The organism is Streptomyces sp. NPDC002092, assembly GCF_053593775.1.
Genome location: NZ_JBSFDG010000001.1, coordinates 735,443 through 754,148, shown reverse-complemented (window position 1 = coordinate 754,148; position 18,706 = coordinate 735,443). Strand labels below are relative to the sequence as shown.

Sequence of the window (18,706 nt, the reverse complement as noted above, 5' to 3'; positions counted from 1 at the left end):
CACGGAGCACACGTGTGCACTTCGCATGACCACAACCAGGGCGAGGCCGCGCAGGCCGGTGCCGCCCGACGCAGTTTCCTCAGAGCGACCGCGCTGCTCGGCGCCGCCGCCGGCGCCGGGGTCGCGCTGCCGGCCGTCGCCGAGGCGGCACCGGCGAGCGCGAGCAACCGGCGGCCCGACGCCCACAGCCGTCGCTTCACGCTCGCCGTCATGCCCGACACGCAGTACCTCTTCGACGGGCCCAGCATCGACAAGGCGCCGGTCGAGGCCTCCCTGCGCTATCTGCTGGAGCACGGCAAGGACGAGAACATCGTCTTCCTGTCCCACCTGGGCGACCTCACCCAGAACGGCGCCAAGGACGAATTCGCCGCGATCAGCGAGGCGTTCGGGCTGCTGGACCGCAGGGGTGTCGGCTACAGCGTCCTGGCCGGCAACCACGACGTGAGGTCCTCGACGGACGACCAGCGCGGCTCGACGCCGTACCTGGACGCGTTCGGGCCGCAGCGCTTCAAGGGCAAGAAGACGTTCGGCGGCGCGTCCGACGACGGCTACAACACCTACCACCTGTTCAGGGCGGCCGGGCGCGAGTGGCTGCTGCTCGCGTTGGACTGGCGGCTGTCGGCGAAGGGGTACGCCTGGGCGAAGGACGTGCTCGCCCGGCACCCGAAGGCGCCGGTCATCCTCACCACGCATGAACTCGTCGTCGAGGACGACCAGTTGTCGACGTACGGGCAGCAGCTGTGGGACCAGCTGGTCGAGGAGCACGACCAGATCTTCCTCACCCTGAACGGCCACTACTGGCCCGCGGGCCGCGCGACCCGCAAGAACGCGGCCGGCAACGACGTCCATCTGCATCTCACCAACTACCAGAACCGCTACTTCGGCGGCGCGGCGATGATCCGTCTGTACCGCTTCGACCTGGACCGGAACGTCATCGACGTGGAGACCGTCTCCCCGTGGATCCTCGGCCGGGCGGGCAAGGGCATCAACGAGCTGGAGCGGCAGGAGATCGAGCTGAGCGGTGACGCGGACCGCTTCTCGGTGGAGATCGACTTCGAGAAACGTTTCGCCGGATTCGCCCCGGTACCGGCCCGTCCGGCCCGCCCCGCCTCCAGGGTCGTCATCCCGGGCACGGTCGCCTACTGGCGATTCGACGGCCACGACGACTCCACGCCGGTCGGCGGCACCGTCCGTGACCTGTCCGGGCGCGGCAACGACCTCACCCTCGTCACGGTGGGCGGCGGCGCGCTGAGCTGGTCCTCCGACCACCACCCCGACCAGCCCGGCCACGGCAGCCTGGAGTTCCAGGGCTACAAGTCGCCGCTGAAGGGCGCGTATCTGAAGACGGTCGACGGCGCCCCGCTCAACTCGGCGACCTTCAAGGACGGTTACACCATCGAGGCGTTCTACCGGCTGCCCGCCGACTGGGACCCGGACCACAACGCCTGGTCCGGCATCGTCAGCCGCACCGGCACGGGCGGCGCGGCCGGCAAGACCGCCGACGACCCGGACGAGCCGCTCGCCACCCTCTCCCTGTCCAACGACCGCGAGCCGCAGTGGGCGATGCGCCCGCTCAACCAGCAGGGCATCGCCACCAACTGGGGCCAGGAGACACCGCTGGAGACCTGGTGGCACCTGGCGGTCGTCAACGACGGCCGGCACACCACGCTGTACGTCGAGGGCTGCCCGGTCGTCCGCAATCCGAAGGCCCCCGCGGTCGGCATCGCCTCGGTCGGGCTGCCGTGGCTGCTCGGCGGCTACGAGTACGCGGGCAAGATCGACCAGATCCTGCACGGCCGCCTCGGCGATGTGCGGATCGTCTCCCGGGCGCTGCCCGTGGCCTCCTTCATGAACCACTGACCCGCGACAGGGACTCACCATGACCGAGCAGCAGCTGCCCGCCTGGGCCGACCCGTCCGTCTCCCCCGCCCACCTCGACGCCCAGGGCGTCTCCCGCCGCGGGCTCCTGCGCCGCGCGGGCATGTTCGGCGCCGCCTTCGCCCTCGGCGGGGCCGCCACCCCGGCCCTCGCCGCCACCGACCGCGGCTTCGGCGGCCACGACCCGCGCCTCGCCTACCTCGTCGGCGACCACCACGTCCACTCCGTCTACAGCCACGACGCCAAGTACACGTTCTCCCAGCAGGCGCAGGCTGCCGCGAAGTACGGCCTGGACTGGATGGTGTTCAACGAGCACTCCAACTTCGGGCACGCCCACTACGGCGCCGCCCTGGAGCACCAGGAGATCCTCAAGGCCCGCGCCGAGAACCCCCGCCAGCTGATCTTCCAGGGCCTGGAGTGGTACATCCCGGCCGCCGAGCACTGCACCGTGTTCGCCGCCCCCGGCCCGAACGAGGTCGATCTGCTCACGCAGTTCGAGCTGGCCTACGACGGCAAGCTCCTCGGCTACACCGACGGCTCCGCGACCGGCACCGACACCGCCCGCAACGAGGCCCACGCCGTCAAGGCCGTCAAGTGGCTGGCCGAGCAGCGCAGTTCGGGCTATGTCGACGACGTCCTCGTCCTCGCCAACCACCCCCTGCGCCTCGGCATCGACTCCCCGCACGAGATGCGCAACTGGCGTGACGCGGCCCCCGAGATCATGATCGGCATGGAGGGCGCGCCCGGCGCCCAGGGCGCGGCCATACCCGGCTGGCGCGGTGCCACCTCGATCCGCGGTGAGTACGAGAACAAGCCGTCGGCGCAGTCCTGGGCGGGCTACCCGGCGGACGCGTATCTGACGTACGGCGGCTTCGACTGGGCGACGGCGACGGTCGGCGGCCTGTGGGACTCGATGCTCGCCGAGGGCCGCCTCTTCACGATCACCACCAACTCCGACAACCACCGCACGGTCTTCGACACCTGGAAGAACGGCGACTGGCCGGCCGGGCAGAACTTCGACAACACCGGCAAGCTGCCCGACCCGGTGAACACCGACACCCCGCAGCCCGGCAGCGACTTCTGGCCGGGCGAGTTCAGCCGCACCCACGTCGGCGTGACCCGCTACGGCTACCGCGCGGTGATGGCGGGCCTGCGCGCGGGCCGCGTCTGGCTCGACCACGGGCATCTGCTCGACGGCCTCGACGTCCGCGTGAAGCGGGACTGCGACGCGGGCCCGGGCGTCACGCTCGGCGGGCGGCTGCGCGTCCGCAGGGGCGAGAAGATCACGCTGTACGTCACCGTCACGACCGCCTCCCGGGCCAACCCGCAGGGCATCCTGCCCCAGTTGGCGCACGTGGACGTGATCCGGGGCGCGGTGCGCGGCCCCGTGACCGACCGGGACAGCTGGAAGGCACCGGACACCAGGGTCGTACAGACGAAGGACGTGTCCGGCCGGACGGGGACGTACACGCTGCGCATCCCGCTGACCGTCGGGGACGAGTCCTTCTACGTCCGGCTGCGCGGCAGCGACGGGAACCGCCACGGGGTGGGGTACCTGGGTGCCTCGGTCGACCCTGCCGGGCCGATTCCCCACGAGCCCGGCAACGGTGATCCGTGGGCGGACACGTGGTTCTACTCGAACCCGGTTTTCGTCGATGTGGCAGGTGCGTAGATCATCTGCGGCTGCGTCGTGGCTGGTCGCGCCCCGCGGCGGAGCCGCTGATGTCACAGCCCCGCGCCCCTTTCGGGGCGCGGCGAACTGACCCGTGACGTCGTACCGTGGCCGCATGACCGGTGAAGAGTCGTTGCGGCCGCAGTCCCTCCTGCTCACCTTCCTGGGTGACCAGGTGCTCGGGCGGGACGTCTGCGTGTACTCCGGCAGCGTGATCGACGTCTTCGGGCGGGCCGGGGTCGGCGAGCAGGCGACCCGCTCGACGCTGACCCGGATGGTCAAGCGGGGCCTGCTGCGCCGCCAGCGCGAGGGCCGCAAGATGTACTTCGGGCTGACCGAGCACTCGGCGGCGGTGCTGCGGGACGGTGAGCACCGGATCTGGCAGGCCGGTGCGGTCAACCGGCACTGGGACGGCACCTGGACCCTGCTCGGCTTCTCGCTGCCGGAGTCCTGGCAGCGTCAGCGGCACGATCTGCGTTCCAAGCTCACCTGGAGCGGTTTCGGGCCGCTGTTCAGCGGTCTGTGGATCGCACCGGGCGAGGTCGACGTGGCGGAGCTGGTGTCCGAGCTCGGGCTTGCCGCGCATGTGAAGGTCTTCCGTGCGCACGCCGACGCCGGGATGGACATCGGCGCGATGATCGAGGAGACCTGGGAGCTGTCCGAACTGGCCGCGCGCTACGAGGAGTTCGTGCGCCGCTGGGAGGCCTGGGAGAGCCGGCTGCCGGAGGCCGACGACGCCCTGGCGCTGCGGCTGCGGTTGCAGGCCGAGTGGCTGCAGGTGATCCGCCGCGACCCGCGCCTGCCGGTCAAGCACCTGCCGGACGACTGGCCGGCGGAACGGGCCGAGAAGGCGTTCCGGGCGGTGCACGAGCGGCTCACACCGCTCGCACGGGAGGCCTCGGAGCGCCTTCTCGACCTGATGCCGGTACGCCCCGATCAGGCGTAGAACCGCGACAGACTCTGCAGTACGGCCGCGGGCTTCGTGCCGCCCTCGATCTCGATCGTGCCGTCCACGGTGATCTGGACGCCGCCCGGCACCTCCTCGACCTCCGCCAGCTTGCCGACCAGGCGGATGCGGGAGCCGGCCTTCACCGGGGAGGGGAAACGGACCTTGTTCAGGCCGTAGTTCACCTTCGTGGTGACGCCCTGGACGTCCAGGAGTTCGGTGAACAGGGGGATGAAGAGGGAGAGGGTGAGGTAGCCGTGGGCGATCGGGGCGCCGAAGGGGCCCTCGGCGGCGCGCTCGGGGTCTACGTGGATCCACTGGTGGTCGCCGGTGGCGTCGGCGAAGGTGTTGATGCGCTCCTGGGTGACCTCGATCCATTCGCTGGTGCCCAGGTCGCTGCCCGCGAGCTTCTTCAGTTCGTCGATGCCGTTGACGGTGACGCTCATGTAGCTGTCCTTACTCGGGAAGTTCGGGAGTCTCAGGAGTGGGTGCCGTAGCGCTTGCGCACGCGGGACTTGAGGAGCTTTCCGGAGGCGGTGCGCGGGAGTTCGTCCGCGAGGACCACCGACTTCGGGATCTTGTACTTGGCGAGCTGTCCGGCGAGGGAGGCGAGGATCTCGTCGGCGTCGATCGTGGCGCCCTCGCGGGGCACGACGACCGCGCGCGGCACCTCGCCCCATTTCTCGTCCGGCACGCCGATGACGGCGCACTCGACGATGTCGGGGTGGGCGAGGAGGCGGTCCTCGATCTCGGCGGGGTAGATGTTCTCGCCCCCGGAGATGATCATGTCTTTGATACGGTCGACGATGTAGACGTAGCCGTCCTCGTCGACGCGCGCCGCGTCCCCGGTGCGGAACCAGCCGTCCGCGAAGGCTGCCGCCGTCTCCTCCGGCAGCCCCCAGTAGCCGGACATGACGGCGGGGCTGCGGACCACGACCTCGCCGTTCTCCCCCGGCTCGACCGGGGTGAGGTCGGGCCGCACCACCCGGACGTCGGCGAAGAAGTGCGGCACCCCCGCCGAGCCGGTCTTGCTGACCGACTGCTCGCCGTCGAGGAAGCAGACGCCGAGCGCCTCGGTCATGCCGTAGCCCTGGAGGAACGTCAGCCCGCGCGCCTGGTACGTCTCGATCAGCGGGGTCGGCACCGGGGCGCCGCCGCAGCTGAGCATGCGCACCGACGACAGGTCGGCGTCCGGCCAGCGTGGCTGGCGGGCGATCTGCTCGAACATCGCCGGCACCCCGAACATGTAGGTGATCCGGTGGCGTTCGACCAGGTCGAGGGTGGCCGCCGGATCGAAGGCCTCGACGAGGACGCAGGTGCCGCCCTTGAGCAGTACCGGCAGGGTGAGCACGGTCAGGCCGGCGATGTGGAACAGCGGCGCCGACACCAGCGCCCGCTCGTCGGCCTGGAGGTCCTTGTCGATGAGGAAGTTGACGCTGTTCCAGGTGACGTTGGCGTGCGAGAGCATCGCACCCTTGGGGCGGCCGGTGGTGCCCGAGGTGTAGAGGATCAGACAGGTGTCGTCGGCGGCGACGGGCTCGTCGACCGGTTCGTCCGGGGACGAGGAGAGCAACTCCTCGTACTCCGGGCCGACTTCGAGGAACACGCGGACGTCCGTGCTGCCCGGCAGTCCGGCGACGAGTCCGGCGTGCGAGGGGCCGTAGACCAGGACCTTCGCACCGGAGTCGGCGAGCTGGTAGGCGATCTCGGGGCCGGCCAGGCGCGTGTTCTGGGGGACGAAGATCGCGCCGAGCAGGCCGGCCGCGAACAGGGTCTCCAGGAAGGAGGGGTGGTTGGGCCCGAGGTAGGCGATCCGGTCGCCGCGCCTGACACCCCGGGCGCGCAGGGCGTGGGCGAGGCGGGTGGTGCGGGTGTGCAGCTCGCCGTAGCTGAGCGTGGTGCCGCCGTGGACCAGGGCGGAGCGGTGCGGGGTCTTGCGGGCCCGGCGTGCGGGCCATGACCCGAGTCCCTCGTTGCGCATCTACGGCCCCTTACGGCTTCGTCAGCCCGAGCAGGCGGGCGGCGTTCTCCTTGAGGATCTTCGGCTTGACCTCGTCCTTGATCGACAGCTGCTCGAAGTCGGAGAGCCAGCGGTCGGGGGTGAGGACGGGGAAGTCGGAGCCGAAGAGGACCTTGTCCTTGAGCAGCGTGTTCGCGTACTGCACGAGCTGCGGCGGGAAGTACTTCGGCGACCAGCCGGACAGGTCGATGTGCACGCCCGGCTTGTGCGTGGCGACGGCGAGGGCCTCGTCCTGCCAGGGGAAGGACGGATGCGCCAGGATGATCTTGAGGTGCGGGAAGTCGGCGGCCACGTCGTCCACGTGGAGGGGGTTGGAGTACTTGAGCCTGATCCCGCCGCCGCCGGGGACTCCGGCGCCGATGCCCGTCTGGCCGGTGTGGAAGAGGGCGATGGTGCCCGTCTCCTCGATCACCTCGTAGAGGTCGTACGCCACCGAGCGGTCGTTGGGGAAGAAGCCCTGGATGCTGGGGTGGAACTTGAAGCCCTTCACCCCGTACTCCTCGACCAGCCGGCGAGCCTGCTTCACGCCCGCCTTGCCGCGGAACGGGTCGATGGAGGCGAAGGGGATGAGCACGTCGGCGTTGGCGGCCGCGGCCTCGGCGACCTCCTCGTTCGGGACGGGCGCGGTGCCGGTCGCGGACTCGGCGTCGACCGTGAAGATCACGGCGGCCATCTTCCGCTCGCGGTAGTACGCGGCCGTCTCCTCCAGGGTGGGCTTCCGCTTGCCCTCGACCTTGAAGTAGGCGGAGGACGCGTCGTGCAGGTCGTCGTCCAGGGAGGAGTGGCCCTTGGAGGAGACCTCCGCGTGGGTGTGGACGTCGATCGCGACGAGTTCCTCGACGTCGATGCTCGTCATGCTCAGGCCTCCGGGAACTTCGGGGCGGGGACGCCGACGCTCTGCAGCTCCGCGCCGACCGAGGTGGGGAAGGCGTCGGCCAGGCTGTCCGGGGTCCAGCCGCCGTCGGCGTAGGCCGCCTTGATCTCCTGCGGATGCGACCAGAGTGCCACCTTGTCGCCGCCGATGCCGATGGCCTGGCCGGTGATGCCGCGCGCGGCCTCGGAGGCGAGGAACGGGACGAGGGCCGCGCAGTCCTCGGGGGTGCCGAAGCCCTCGCCCTTGCGCAGGAAGTCCGGGAGCGGCTCGCCGTTCTTCATGGCCTCGATGTACGGGGCGAAGGCCGGGATGGTCTCGGTCATCGCGGTCGCGGCGACCGGCACGATCGCGTTGACGGTGATGTTCGCGCGGCCCAGCTCCATGGACCAGGTGCGGGCGAAGGCGGCGATGCCGGCCTTGGCGGCGGAGTAGTTGGTCTGCCCGAAGTTGCCGCGCTGCCCGGCCGGGGAGCCGACCAGGATCAGGGTGCCGCCCTCGCCCTGCTCGCGCATCCGGATCGCGGCGGCGCGGGCGCAGGTGAAGGTGCCCTTGAGGTGGGTGGTGATCACCGCGTCGAAGTCGTCGTCGGACATCTTCCACAGCACCTTGTCGCGCAGGATGCCGGCGTTGGTGACCAGGATGTCCAGCCGCCCGAACTCCTCGACCGCGCGGTTCACCAGCCGCTCGGCGGCCTCGCTCGTGCCGACCGGGACCACCTCGGCGACGGCGGTGCCGCCCGCCTCGGCGATGGACTTCACGGCCGCCTCGGCCACGGCCTCGTCGACGTCGTTGACGACCACGGACGCGCCGTGGGCGGCCAGGGCGTGCGCATAGGCGAGGCCGAGGCCCCGGCCGCTGCCGGTGACGACGGCGACCTTGCCGGTGAGATCGATGCTGGGCACGAGTGGATCCCTTTCGCATGGGTTGCGGCTTCGAGATCGAAGCTAAGAGCAATAATTGTTGACGTCAATAGTTGTTGCCAACCTATGGGTACGTCATGCTGGAATCACCAGGACGCATCAAGCACAGGGAGCCCGCCATCACACGCCAGCACGCCACCCCGAAGCCCATCGACGTGGACGAGCCGTGGATGCGTGGGCTGCACGCGGACACCGGCTACCTGCTCTACCGTCTGGGCCTGCGCTCCGGACAGCTGTTCAACGCCTTTCTGCAGGAGTCGGGGCTGCGTCTGCGGCACTACGCGGTCCTGCGCTTCCTCGCCACCACCGACGGCGCCCTGCAGCGCGAACTCAGCACCCACCTCGGATACGACCCGAGCGCGATCGTCGGCCTCGTCGACGACCTGGAGAAGCTCGGCTTCGCCGAGCGCCGCCCCTCCCCCGACGACCGCCGCAGCCGCATCGTCGTCCTCACCGAGGACGGCCGCGCCTTCCTGCGCGACACCGACGAGGCGGGGCTGCGCGCGACGAACGAGCTCTTCGAGCCGCTCGAGCCGGCCGAACGCGAGACGCTGCACGCGCTGCTGCTGCGGATCGCGGGGGACGGGCTCGGCTGACGCCATGACCGCCCGCTCCGCCCCCGAGCGGCTGCTCGCCGTGCTCTCCGCCTTCGACCACGAGCACCCGGCGCTGTCCCTCACGGACATCAGCCGGCGGGCCGGGCTGACCCTCACCACCGCGCACCGCCTGGTGGGCGCCCTCACCGACTGGGGCGCCCTGGAGCGGGACGCATCCGGCGTCTACCACGTCGGGCTCAGGCTGTGGGAGGTCGCGGCGCTCGCCCCGCGCGGGCTCGCGCTGCGGCAGATCGCGCTGCCGTACCTGGAGGACCTGTACGAGGCGACGCACGAGAACGTGCAGTTGGCGGTGCGGGACGGCGGGGAGGTCGTCTACATCGAGTGGATCTCCGGTCGCAGCGCCGTCGGCGTGCACATACGGGTCGGGGCGCGCTGGCCGCTGCACGCCACCGGGGTCGGGCTTGCGCTGCTGGCGCACTGCGGTTCGGAGGCGCAGGAGGAGTACTGCGCGGGGCCGCTCGCCTCGTTCACGCCGTACACCATCACCGAGCCGGTGCAGCTGCGCCGGGTGCTGGCCGAGGTGCGGCGCACGGGGGTCGCGGTGAGCAGCCGTCAGGTCACCGACGACGCCCTGTCGGTGGCCGCCCCGGTGCGCGGGCCGGGCGGGGCGGTGGTCGCCGCCGTGTCGGTGGTGGTGCCGCAAGCCGATGCGCAGGTACCGGTGCTGGCGCCCGCGGTGCGGCTTGCGGCACGCGGCATTTCGCGGGCCCTGGGGTGGCGGCCGGCGAAGGAGCCGTAGGGACGCCTCAGCAGTTGCCGGGCATCGGTCTGCCCGCGAACCGGTCGGTGAGCCACTTGACCGAGTCGCCGATGGCCTGCGGGTCGCCGAGGAGATGGTCGCCGGCGTACGAGGTCCACTGCGTGGCTATTCCCGCGTCGCAGTAGGCGCGGCGGGTGGCCTGGCCGGTCTCGGCGGGGATCACCTCGTCGAGGAGGCCGCGGTACTGCAGGACCGGGAAGCCGATCTCGTAGCGGGCCCCGGATCCGGACGGGCCCACGCCGACGCCGAGTTTGTTCGTGTCGGCGATCTCGCCCCAGGTCGTGCCGTCGGGGCCGCGCAGGGCGTAGAGCTGGTCGAGGGTGAGCCTGTCCTTGGTGTAGTTCTCGATGTGGGCGCCGGTGAAGCGGGCGACGGTACCGACCGCGCAGAGCGACTCGGCGTCCTTGACCGCCTGGCGGCCCGTGTCGTTGAGCAGCCCGTCGAACGGCATGTCCGGGTGGGTGACCGACAGGCCGATCACCGCGTCCACCAGGAACCCGGCGAACGCCCCGCCGTCGAGCGAGTTCCCGACCTGCTTCAGGTCGCCCGGGATCCCGCCGGACGCCACGCCGGCCACCTTCACCTCGGGGGCGTAGGACTTGGCGAGCTGCGCGGCCCACAGGCTGCCCGCACCGCCCTCCGAGTAGCCCCAGATCCCGACCTGCGCGTCGGGGCTCACCCCGCTGCCGGGCAGTCGGGAGGCGGCGCGTACGACGTCGAGGACCGCGTGTGCGGCGTCGGCGCCGGAGACGTACGGATGGACCTGGCCATCCAGGTATCCGGCGCCGTCGGTGGCCGCGACGGCGAACCCGGCCTTGAGCAGCGCCGCGATGTTCGGCCCCTCGTAGGCGTCCTGGTACTCGCCGGCGAGCTGCTTGGAGAAGGCGCACTGCGGTCCGATGCCGAGGGTGCCGGGCACGAACGCGACCAACGGCCGCTCGCCCGGGCCCTTCCACGCCTCGCGGGGCACGATCACCGTGCCGGCGACGGCGTCCTTCCTGCCGTGGCCGTCGGTGGAGCCGTACTGCACCTTCCAGGCATGGAACGGAGTGCCGCTTCCCACCATGGGCAGGGAGTCGACCGCACGGCAGGCGATGACGTCGCCGGGCGCGGCACTCGCGCTTGCGGGTGGCCGGTAGACCGCGGCGTCGGGATCGGAACACGCCCCGCTGGTCCCGGCCGTCGCGGTCACGGCCGGAACGGTCAACAGCCCGCCGAGCAGGGCTCCGGCCCCGAGGAGTGCGGCTCTCCGGTTGCGCGGCTTCTTCGGATGATTCTTCGTCACCTCAGAACGTCCCTTCTGCGTGGTGACCAGGAGCCGCGAGGTTACGGACGAGTAGGTAAGCACTGATAGTTAAAGACCGACAAAACGGAGGCGGTCCACTGCGCCCCGCTGACAAAGCAGCCCGGGCGACGACTCGGCGCCGGATATCCCTCTCACCGGCGAGGCCCCGCCCCCGACGCCCTGGCGATACTGGAACGGCCCTTGCCCCGAGGAGCCGCCCATGCCCCCGCAGTCCTGGTTCACGCAGGCCGCCGCGCGCCTGCGGACGGCGAACCCGTACGCCGTCGACACCGCTCTTGCCGCGCTCGTCCTGTTCGCCGTCTCGCTGCAGTGGCTCTTCCCCGACGAGGGGGACGACCGGCTCACCTGGCAGGGCTGGCTGCTGGGTGCCGCGACGGCGGTGCCGCTGGTGTGGCGGCGGCGGGCGCCGTTCGCGACCGCGTGGGTGGTGTCGGCGGCCACGCCCGCGATGGCCGTCTACCACGCTCCCCCGCCGGGTGTGATGTGGGGCGGACTGGTCGTCCTCTACACCATGTCCGCCCGGGCCCTGCCCTGGCAGCGGCGCCTGATGCTGGTCGGCTGGGTGATCGGGGCCACCGTCACCATGCAGCAGAAGGAGGATGCCCGGCCCTTCGAGTACGCCTTCCATCTGCTCTGCATCGCCTGCGCGTACTCGCTCGGCCGGCTGGCCCGCGTCCAGCGCGCCTACACCGCGGAACTGGAGGACCGGGCCCGGCGGGCGGAGCGGGAGCGCGCCGCGGACACCGCACGGGCCATCGCTCAGGAACGCGCCCAGATCGCCCGGGACATGCACGACATCCTTGCCCACGCCGTGAGCCTCATGGTCGTCCAGGCGGAGGCAGGCCCGGTCGTGGTGCGCAGTGATCCGGAGCGTGCGGAGGCCTCGTTCGACGCGATCGCGGCGGCGGGGCGGGACGCGATGGCGCAACTGCGCCGGATCCTCGGCGTGCTCAAGGAGGAGCAGGGCAACGGCACTTCACCACAGCCGGGCGTGGCGGCGCTCCCCCAGCTGCTGCGTCAGGTCGGCGAATCGGCGGGCCTGCGGGTCGAGTTGCACACCACAGGCAACCCGCACCCCCTGCCCGCGGACGCCGAGGTCGCCGTCTACCGGGTGGTGCAGGAGGCCCTGACCAACACGGTGAAGCATGCGTACGCTGTCTGCGCGACCGTCGAACTCCACTGGACGGAGGACCTGTTGACCCTCACGGTGACCGACGACGGACGGGGCCCGGTGGCGTCCGGCGGCGGGCACGGGCTGATCGGCATCCGGGAGCGGGCCGCCGCGTGCGGGGGCAGCGCCGAGGCCGGGAGCGGACCGGAGGGCGGCTTCCGGGTCGTCGTACGCCTGCCTGCCGCCGCCCGTCAGGCGGCCCTCGGGTGAGCATCCGGGTGGTCGTGGCCGACGACCAGGAACTGGTCCGCAGCGGCTTCAGCATGATCCTGGAGGCCCAGCAGGACATCGAGGTCGTCGCCGAGGCCGGCGACGGCGAGCAGGCGGTCGCGGCGGTCCAGCGGCACACGCCGGACGTGCTGCTCCTGGACATCCGGATGCCGGTCATGGACGGACTGGAGGCGGCTCGGCGGGTATGTGCGCAGTCCTGCTGCAAGGTCGTCATGCTGACCACGTTCGACCTGGACGAGTACGTGTACGAGGCGCTGTACGCGGGCGCCAGCGGCTTCCTCCTCAAGGACGTGCGCCGCGACGACCTGGTGCACGCCGTACGCGTGGTCGCGGCCGGCGACTCGCTTCTCGCGCCGACGGTGACACGGCGGCTGGTCGCGGACATCGTGCGGCGGCGCCGCGAGCAGACCGCCGACCCGGTCGTCCCGCAGCGACTGGACGTCCTGACCGCCCGCGAGGTGGAGACGCTGCGGCTGCTGGCCCGCGGCCTGTCCAACGCCGAGATCGCCACGGCCTTCTTCGTGAGCGAGCACACCGTCAAGACCCATGTCAGCAACGTGCTGAGCAAGCTGGGGCTCAGGGACCGGGTGCAGGCGGTGATCTGCGCCTACGAGACGGGCCTGGTGACGCCGGGGGCCTCCTAGTCCGCCCGGTCCGGCTCGTCGCCGAGTTCCTCGAAGAGGGTCAGTTGGAGGGCGCCCGGAGCTTCGAGCCGGGAGTTCAGCGAGTTCCACGGGGTACGCGTCGGCTCGGCGAGAACCTCGGCCCCTGCGGCGGCCAGTCGTGCCGTGGCGACGCCGGCGTCGTCCACCTGGAAGGCGACCCGGATGTGCCCGGCCACACGGTGGCCCACCTCGACGTCGTCGATGAAGGCGGCGTGGTTCGGGTCGGTCAACTCCAGCGTGGCGCGGCCCGCTTCGAGGATGGTGACTCTTCCGTCGGGAGACGAGAACGCGGCGCGCTCGGGCAGGCCGAGGACGTCCCGGTAGAAGCGCAGGGCCTCGTCGTAGTCGGGTGCCGTGACGACGAGGCGGAGTTCGCGGACGGCGGGTTCACCGGACATACGGGATCCTCCAAGATCGCGCTTGTTCTGCTCCCTCAACTCCTGCACCCGTGCGCAGCATTCCCGCCGTCTCCCTCTCGGGAGTGAGCCGAACGTCTGCCTCCCCCGTAAGAACGAGGCCCCGAAACCACTCCCCCCGGCGATCCGCCACACCCTCCGTCACCACGAGCCTGAGGGCGATGAGAACCGACGACCCGCCGGGAGGGACCGTGCTTTCCACACTCGCCCGGGCAGCGACCCGCCGCCCGCTGACCGTCATCCTGCTGTGGATGCTCTTCCTGCTGCTCGGCTTCGGGCTGGGGACGGGCGTCTTCGGACGGCTCTCCGACAACGTGCCCGAGGTACCGGGCACCGAGTCGGAGCGGGCCGCCCAGTACCTGGACCACGCCGACCCGACCGGGGAGTCGATCACCGCCGTCGTCGCGGGGACCGCCGTCTTTGCCCCCGGGCTGCGCGAGCAGGTCGAGCAGGCCGTGGCGGACGTACGAGACATCGCCGGAGTCGCCGCGGTGCCGGACCCGTACCGGATCCGCGGCCTGACCGCCGGCGACCGCCAGGCCCTGATCGTCCCCGTCACCTTCAAGGGCGGGCTCGGCGATGGCGCCGAAACGAAGGCGGTGGACGCGGCGGTCGACCGCATCAAGCAGATCCACGCGCCCGAAGTGCACGTCAGCGGCGGCCCGTTGCTGGGCAAGCAGCTCGGTGAACGTGCCCAGCAGGACGTGAAGAACGCCGAGTTGATCTCACTCCCCGTCGTACTCGCCCTGCTGCTCGTCGTGTTCGGCGGGCTGCGCGCGGCCGGACTGCCGCTGGTGATCGCGGTGAGCGGGATCGCGGGCGCCTTCCTGGCGCTGTTCGGGTTCAGCCAGGTCACCGACATCTCGGTGTACGCGATCCAGGTGACGACCATGCTGGGCCTCGGACTCGCCGTGGACTACGCCCTCTTGATGCTCGTCCGCTTCCGTGAGGAGCGCCGCAGCACCGAGGACGTCGTCGAGGCGGTGCACCGGACGGTCGCCGCGGCGGGGCGGACGGTGCTGTTCTCCGGGCTCACGGTGGCCGTCAGCCTGACCGGTCTGCTCGTCTTCCCCAGCGTGTTCCTGCGCAGCATGGGCCTGGCGGTGGCCGCCGTGGTCGTCATCGACATGCTGGCCGCACTGACGCTGCTGCCGGCGCTGCTGGCCAGGTTCGGCGCGAAGATCGCCCCGGCGAAGGCCGTGCCGGAGGGCGAGGAGGGCCGTTTCTTCGCCCGGGTGGCCCGCTTCTCGGCCCGCCGCCGCGTCGCCGTCCTGGCCACGGTGGTCCCGGCCCTGCTCGTCCTGGCGCTGCCCGTCACCGGCATGAAGATCGAGATCGGCGACGCGACACAGCTGCCCTCCAGCACCGAGGCACGGCAGCTGTACGACACCGTCGACGCGCACTTCCCGGCGGGCACGGGGGTCTCGCCGGTCACCGTCGTCCTCAGGCCGGGGACCGACTCCGCGACCGCCGACCGGATCCGTGCCCTCTCTTTGACGGCACAGTCCCGCGAACTGCCCGACGGCGGGGCGGTCGTACAACTCCAGCCATCAGGCAGGGTCGACGGCAGGGAGGCCACCGACCTGGTCAAGCAGGTACGGGACCTGCGCGGCACCGAACCGGTCCAGGTCACCGGGCCCGCCGCCCGCCTGGTCGACTTCCGCGCGATGCTCTCCGACCGCGCGCCCTGGGCCGCCCTCACGGTGCTGGCCGGCATCTTCGTGCTGCTGTTCGCGTTCACGGGCTCGGTGCTGATCCCGCTGCGCACGATCCTGACCACGCTGCTCAGCCTGGGCGCGGCGCTCGGCGTGGTGGTGTGGGTCTTCCAGGACGGCCACCTGGCCGGCGCGCTGGGCGCCCAGGGCCTGGGCGCGCTGAGCCTGACCGCCCCGCCCCTGATCGTCGCGATCGCCTTCGGACTGGCCATGGACTACGAGCTGTTCATCCTGGCCCGGATGCGCGAGGCCCGGCACCTGACCGGCAACGACCGGGAGGCCGTGGTGACCGGCCTGCGCCGCTCCGGCCGTGTGGTCACCTGCGCCGCCCTGCTCCTCGCCGTCGTCTTCGGCGCCTTCATGACGGGCGGCTTCTCCCCCATCCTCCAGATCGGCCTGGGTCTCACCCTCGCGGTCCTGATCGACGCCACGGTCGTACGCATGCTGCTGGTCCCGGCGACGATGACGCTGCTGGGGCGCCGGGCGTGGTGGGCGCCGGGCCCGCTACGGCGGCTGCACGACGGGTTCGGACTGCACGAAGAGGCTTCGCGGCCTCGGGAGTTGACGCACAGCTGAAGAACTGGCGGCCAGTTCCCCGGGCCCAGGGGCGCGGGGAACTGCGCGACCAGCCACGACGGCTCTGCAGACGATCGACAGTCTCGCGGATCGTTCACGCAGACAAACCCGCCCGCATACGCCGATCCCGCGGCGCCTCCTTCCGCTCCAACCGGGCATCCAACAGCCGCCGCGCAGCGTCACACCGCCCCGCCGACACCAGCGCATACAGCAACGTCTCCTCGACGACCTCCCGTTGAGCGGCACTGCCGCCAACCCTCCGCAGCACCGGCAACACCGCATCAAGCCCCCGCACGGCGTCCTGAAACCGCTCCTCCACCACCGCGGCGAACGCCTCGCACAGCGGCACGATCACCTCCCGCTGCACCTCGTCGGCACCGGCGGCATGGTCCCGCAGCCGGTGCAGCGCCGCCAGATCCCCCGCGGCGGCGAGAGCCACCGCCGCGTGCAGCGCGGTGAAGGCGGTGGCCGGGCGTTCCAGGACGTCCAAGGCGACCGTGCCCAGGACGTCTTCCGCGGGCAGTTCGCCCCGCCAGCTGTCGCTCAGCCGGGCCCGCCACAGCAGCGACCCGGAGTCCACGAGCGCCCGCACCCCGGTCACCACCCGCCCCGGTGCCAGCTGCGCGAACCAGCGCCTGCGTACCGCCGCCGGGTCGTCGAGGGCGAGTTCGTGCAGGGCGATGTGCCAGGAGAAGTGAGCCCGGTGGACGGCGCCCCGGCCCTGCCCGGACACCCAGCCGTCCAGCCAGTCGCGGCCCGCCTCGTGCACACCGGACTCGTAGTGGACGTGGGCCAGGGCGTGCACGGCATGTCCGGAGGCCGGTTCCAGGGCCAGAGCGCGGTGCGCGAGCTCACCGGCCTCGTGCAGCCGACCCTGCTCCTGCCGGAGGAAGGCGAGCAGCGAAGTGTGGAACCAGTGGCCGTCGTAGGCCGGAGACGTCCGCTCGACCAGCCGCAGCGCCTGGTCGTCGTCGAGGTCGGTGACGCCGGAGAAGGCGATGGTGGGCACGGCGGCCGCGAGCGCGAGCGCGTCGGCAGGGTACGCGTCGAGGTGGCGTACGAGGGCCGTGTCCCCGTCGTCGCCGTGCACCCGCCGCGTGACCACCTCCACGAAGGAACGCTCCCGCTCGTCGGCGTGTTCGCGCGCGGAGCGCTGCGCCTCGGCGAGTGCCCGCGGTACGTCGACGGCGGCGCCGCACTCGTGGCCCAGCAGGGCGAGGGCCGCATGGCCGAGGGCGAACCCGGGGTCGAGGGCCACGGCCCGGGCGAAGGCGTCCTCGGCGCCGGCGCGGACCTTGAGGACCCGGCCCAGGCCGCTGCGGTAGGCGGCGGCCGCCTCGGAGTGGGTGGACAGGGCGAGTCCGTGTCCGTCGACGGGACGGCGGGAGGGACGGGGCCTGGCCTTCCTGCCCGTCAGCGGGGCGAGCAACTGCCCTGCCAGGGACGCCGCCTGGACGCGGATCTCGGGGATCGCGGTCGTCTCCCACAGTTCGCCGCGGCGCGGAGCGCCCAGCGTGAACAGCGGGCGGTCCGCGCGGCCTTGCGAGTCCAGCAGCCGCCCGTCGCGGGTGGCCACGCCCATGCCGAGCGGGCCCGGGACCGCGGCGCCGGACGTGAACAGGGAGCGCCACAGGGGGTCGTCGAACCGTCGTCCCGGTCCGGTGCAGTCGATCACCCAACCGACGTGCAGCGTACGGCCGTTGGAGAGGGTGACCAGGAGTGAGCCGTCCTGCTCGACCGCGTCCGTCACCGCGCCGGTGTGGACGGCGAGCCGTCGGGCCGTCCGGGCCCGGGCGATGCACTCGGCGGTGGCGGGGGCCATGCGGTGGCGGTGGGTGTTCCACAGGGCGCCCTCATGGGCGAGGAACTCGGCCCGGTCCTCGGGGGTGAGGCTCTCCCAGAGGCGGGCGGTGTGCGGACGCAGGCTGTCGAGGGCGGGGCGCCAGTCCCCGTGGGTGCGCACGGAGCGGCTGATGTGACGGTAGACGGCCCTGCGCAGACGGCCCAGCGAGGCGTCGTCGAGGCCCTCGGGTGCGCCCATCGGGCCGGCCGGGGTGAGGGCGTGCGGCTGCGGCAGCAGGCCGCTGCGGGAGAGGGCGTGGACCGTGCGGCCGGGACGGTCGAGGGTGAGGGAGAGGTCGACGGCCGTCAGTCCGGTGCCGACGAGGAGGACGTCGGCGGTGTCGGAGAGCGGTCCGTGCAGGGCGCCCGTCGCCCAGGGCGTGGCGATGAAACGGGCCGAGGCGCGCAGGGCGGGCGGGGCCCAGGTCGCGGAGGGGGCGGCGGGGCCGGTGGCCAGGACCGCACTGTCAACGGCGAGATGTCCCCCGTCGGCGAGGCGGAGCTCCAGCCCGCCCTCGGGGGTGCCGGTACAGCTCTCGGCGCGGGTGCGCAGCCGGCGTACCGCCACCGTGCCCTGCGCCCGGACGATGGCCTGCGCGAGAGTGTCGGCGAGATAGGCCCCGTAGCGGTAGCGGGTGGCGAAGTCGGCGGCGGTGACGGACGGTTCGCCGTGCCGGCACAGCCAGCGGGTGAAGTGGCCGGGATCGTCCGGGTAGCAACTCATGCCGCCGGCGGGCACGTTGAGGCGGTGGCGCGGGTCGCGGGTGGCGTACGCGGTGCCGCGCCCCGCCTCCGGGGCCGGATCGAGAAGGACGAGGCCGAGCGGTGTCCGGCGGCGCGTGGCCGTCTCGCAGAGCTGGACGGCGGTCAGTGTGCCCGCCGCGCCTGCTCCGACGACGGCCACGGTGTGCGGCTCGCGGACTTCGGTCACGTATACCTCCGGCGGTGGTCGGTCACTCAGAGCCCCGGTCGGGCCGCTCATACTCTGTTCACAATCCCAAGGGCTGAGACAACCGTGGTTTCGGGCCTTCTCGGGGCGGCTCCTCACCGAATCTCAGGAATCGGCCCGGAAATTCAAAGGATCAACAAATCTGCGC

General features: G+C 71.8%; 15 protein-coding genes. 8 read left to right on the top strand and 7 right to left on the bottom strand.

The window, feature by feature from the left end; genetic code table 11:
- The first annotated feature begins 12 nt into the window (after positions 1–12).
- The 3 genes from ACWCRD_RS03710 (at position 13) to ACWCRD_RS03700 (ending at position 4,496) form a co-directional block, all read left to right on the top strand.
- The gene (locus tag ACWCRD_RS03710) at positions 13–1,860 is read left to right on the top strand and encodes a LamG-like jellyroll fold domain-containing protein (protein ID WP_450964310.1); all 1,848 of its coding nucleotides are present in this window, start codon (positions 13–15) and stop codon (positions 1,858–1,860) included.
- Between the two features lie 19 nt (positions 1,861–1,879).
- The gene (locus ACWCRD_RS03705) at positions 1,880–3,550 is read left to right on the top strand and encodes a PHP domain-containing protein (RefSeq protein WP_450964309.1); all 1,671 of its coding nucleotides are present in this window, start codon (positions 1,880–1,882) and stop codon (positions 3,548–3,550) included.
- A 115-nt stretch (positions 3,551–3,665) separates the two neighbouring features.
- Positions 3,666–4,496 (top strand): PaaX family transcriptional regulator, encoded by an 831-nt coding sequence (locus ACWCRD_RS03700; RefSeq protein ID WP_450964308.1) that lies wholly within the window; start codon positions 3,666–3,668, stop codon positions 4,494–4,496.
- On the opposite strand, the gene ACWCRD_RS03695 is transcribed toward ACWCRD_RS03700, so the two are convergent.
- From ACWCRD_RS03695 to ACWCRD_RS03680, 4 genes are read right to left on the bottom strand one after another with little or no spacing between them, the layout of a single operon-like run.
- Complete coding sequence (locus ACWCRD_RS03695) at positions 4,487–4,942, bottom strand: MaoC family dehydratase (RefSeq protein ID WP_450964307.1); 456 nt, start codon at positions 4,940–4,942, stop codon at positions 4,487–4,489. The genes ACWCRD_RS03700 and ACWCRD_RS03695 overlap by 10 nt on opposite strands.
- Positions 4,943–4,974: 32 nt before the next feature.
- On the bottom strand, positions 4,975–6,477 hold the full coding sequence (locus ACWCRD_RS03690; RefSeq protein ID WP_450964306.1) for an acyl-CoA synthetase: 1,503 nt from the start codon (positions 6,475–6,477) through the stop codon (positions 4,975–4,977).
- Positions 6,478–6,487: 10 nt separating this feature from the next.
- Positions 6,488–7,363, bottom strand: a complete 876-nt coding sequence (locus tag ACWCRD_RS03685) for an amidohydrolase family protein (RefSeq protein ID WP_450964371.1) — start codon at positions 7,361–7,363, stop codon at positions 6,488–6,490.
- Between the two features lie 11 nt (positions 7,364–7,374).
- Complete coding sequence (locus tag ACWCRD_RS03680) at positions 7,375–8,292, bottom strand: SDR family NAD(P)-dependent oxidoreductase (protein ID WP_450964305.1); 918 nt, start codon at positions 8,290–8,292, stop codon at positions 7,375–7,377.
- A 188-nt stretch (positions 8,293–8,480) separates the two neighbouring features.
- Here ACWCRD_RS03680 and ACWCRD_RS03675 point away from each other — a divergent pair, with 188 nt between their 5' ends.
- Together ACWCRD_RS03675 and ACWCRD_RS03670 are read left to right on the top strand one after the other, a co-directional pair.
- Positions 8,481–8,906 carry a MarR family winged helix-turn-helix transcriptional regulator gene (locus tag ACWCRD_RS03675; protein ID WP_450964370.1) on the top strand — a complete coding sequence of 142 codons (426 nt, stop codon included), beginning with the start codon at positions 8,481–8,483 and terminating at the stop codon, positions 8,904–8,906.
- 4 nt (positions 8,907–8,910) lie between these two features.
- Entirely contained in the window at positions 8,911–9,666 is a 756-nt protein-coding gene (locus tag ACWCRD_RS03670) for an IclR family transcriptional regulator (protein ID WP_450964304.1), read from the top strand.
- Positions 9,667–9,673: 7 nt separating this feature from the next.
- On the opposite strand, the gene ACWCRD_RS03665 is transcribed toward ACWCRD_RS03670, so the two are convergent.
- Positions 9,674–10,972, bottom strand: coding sequence for a lipase family protein (locus ACWCRD_RS03665; RefSeq protein ID WP_450964303.1), 1,299 nt, complete (start codon positions 10,970–10,972; stop codon positions 9,674–9,676).
- Positions 10,973–11,192: 220 nt separating this feature from the next.
- Here ACWCRD_RS03665 and ACWCRD_RS03660 point away from each other — a divergent pair, with 220 nt between their 5' ends.
- Together ACWCRD_RS03660 and ACWCRD_RS03655 are read left to right on the top strand one after the other, a co-directional pair.
- Entirely contained in the window at positions 11,193–12,374 is a 1,182-nt protein-coding gene (locus ACWCRD_RS03660; protein WP_450964302.1) for a sensor histidine kinase, read from the top strand.
- The gene (locus ACWCRD_RS03655; protein ID WP_450964301.1) at positions 12,371–13,039 is read left to right on the top strand and encodes a response regulator; all 669 of its coding nucleotides are present in this window, start codon (positions 12,371–12,373) and stop codon (positions 13,037–13,039) included. The genes ACWCRD_RS03660 and ACWCRD_RS03655 overlap by 4 nt, the downstream gene beginning before the upstream one ends.
- Here ACWCRD_RS03655 and ACWCRD_RS03650 read toward each other — a convergent pair.
- Entirely contained in the window at positions 13,036–13,458 is a 423-nt protein-coding gene (locus tag ACWCRD_RS03650) for a VOC family protein (protein WP_450964300.1), read from the bottom strand. The two genes, ACWCRD_RS03655 and ACWCRD_RS03650, sit on opposite strands and share 4 nt — an antisense overlap.
- 209 nt (positions 13,459–13,667) lie before the next feature.
- On the opposite strand from ACWCRD_RS03650, the gene ACWCRD_RS03645 reads away from it, so the two are divergent.
- Positions 13,668–15,767, top strand: coding sequence for an MMPL family transporter (locus ACWCRD_RS03645; RefSeq protein WP_450964299.1), 2,100 nt, complete (start codon positions 13,668–13,670; stop codon positions 15,765–15,767).
- Positions 15,768–15,861: 94 nt separating this feature from the next.
- Here the strand turns inward: ACWCRD_RS03645 and ACWCRD_RS03640 are convergent, their stop codons facing one another.
- The gene (locus tag ACWCRD_RS03640) at positions 15,862–18,540 is read right to left on the bottom strand and encodes an FAD/NAD(P)-binding protein (protein WP_450964298.1); all 2,679 of its coding nucleotides are present in this window, start codon (positions 18,538–18,540) and stop codon (positions 15,862–15,864) included.
- Positions 18,541–18,706 lie beyond the last annotated feature (166 nt).

Excerpts from the sequence above, each read along its gene's own strand:
- ACWCRD_RS03695 (WP_450964307.1), bottom strand. The coding sequence starts at position 4,942 with ATGAGCGTCACCGTCAACGGCATCGACGAACTGAAGAAGCTCGCGGGC.
- ACWCRD_RS03675 (WP_450964370.1), top strand. The coding sequence starts at position 8,481 with ATGCGTGGGCTGCACGCGGACACCGGCTACCTGCTCTACCGTCTGGGC.
- ACWCRD_RS03690 (WP_450964306.1), bottom strand. The coding sequence starts at position 6,477 with ATGCGCAACGAGGGACTCGGGTCATGGCCCGCACGCCGGGCCCGCAAG.
- ACWCRD_RS03670 (WP_450964304.1), top strand. The coding sequence starts at position 8,911 with ATGACCGCCCGCTCCGCCCCCGAGCGGCTGCTCGCCGTGCTCTCCGCC.
- ACWCRD_RS03700 (WP_450964308.1), top strand. The coding sequence starts at position 3,666 with ATGACCGGTGAAGAGTCGTTGCGGCCGCAGTCCCTCCTGCTCACCTTC.
- ACWCRD_RS03650 (WP_450964300.1), bottom strand. The coding sequence starts at position 13,458 with ATGTCCGGTGAACCCGCCGTCCGCGAACTCCGCCTCGTCGTCACGGCA.
- ACWCRD_RS03660 (WP_450964302.1), top strand. The coding sequence starts at position 11,193 with ATGCCCCCGCAGTCCTGGTTCACGCAGGCCGCCGCGCGCCTGCGGACG.
- ACWCRD_RS03705 (WP_450964309.1), top strand. The coding sequence starts at position 1,880 with ATGACCGAGCAGCAGCTGCCCGCCTGGGCCGACCCGTCCGTCTCCCCC.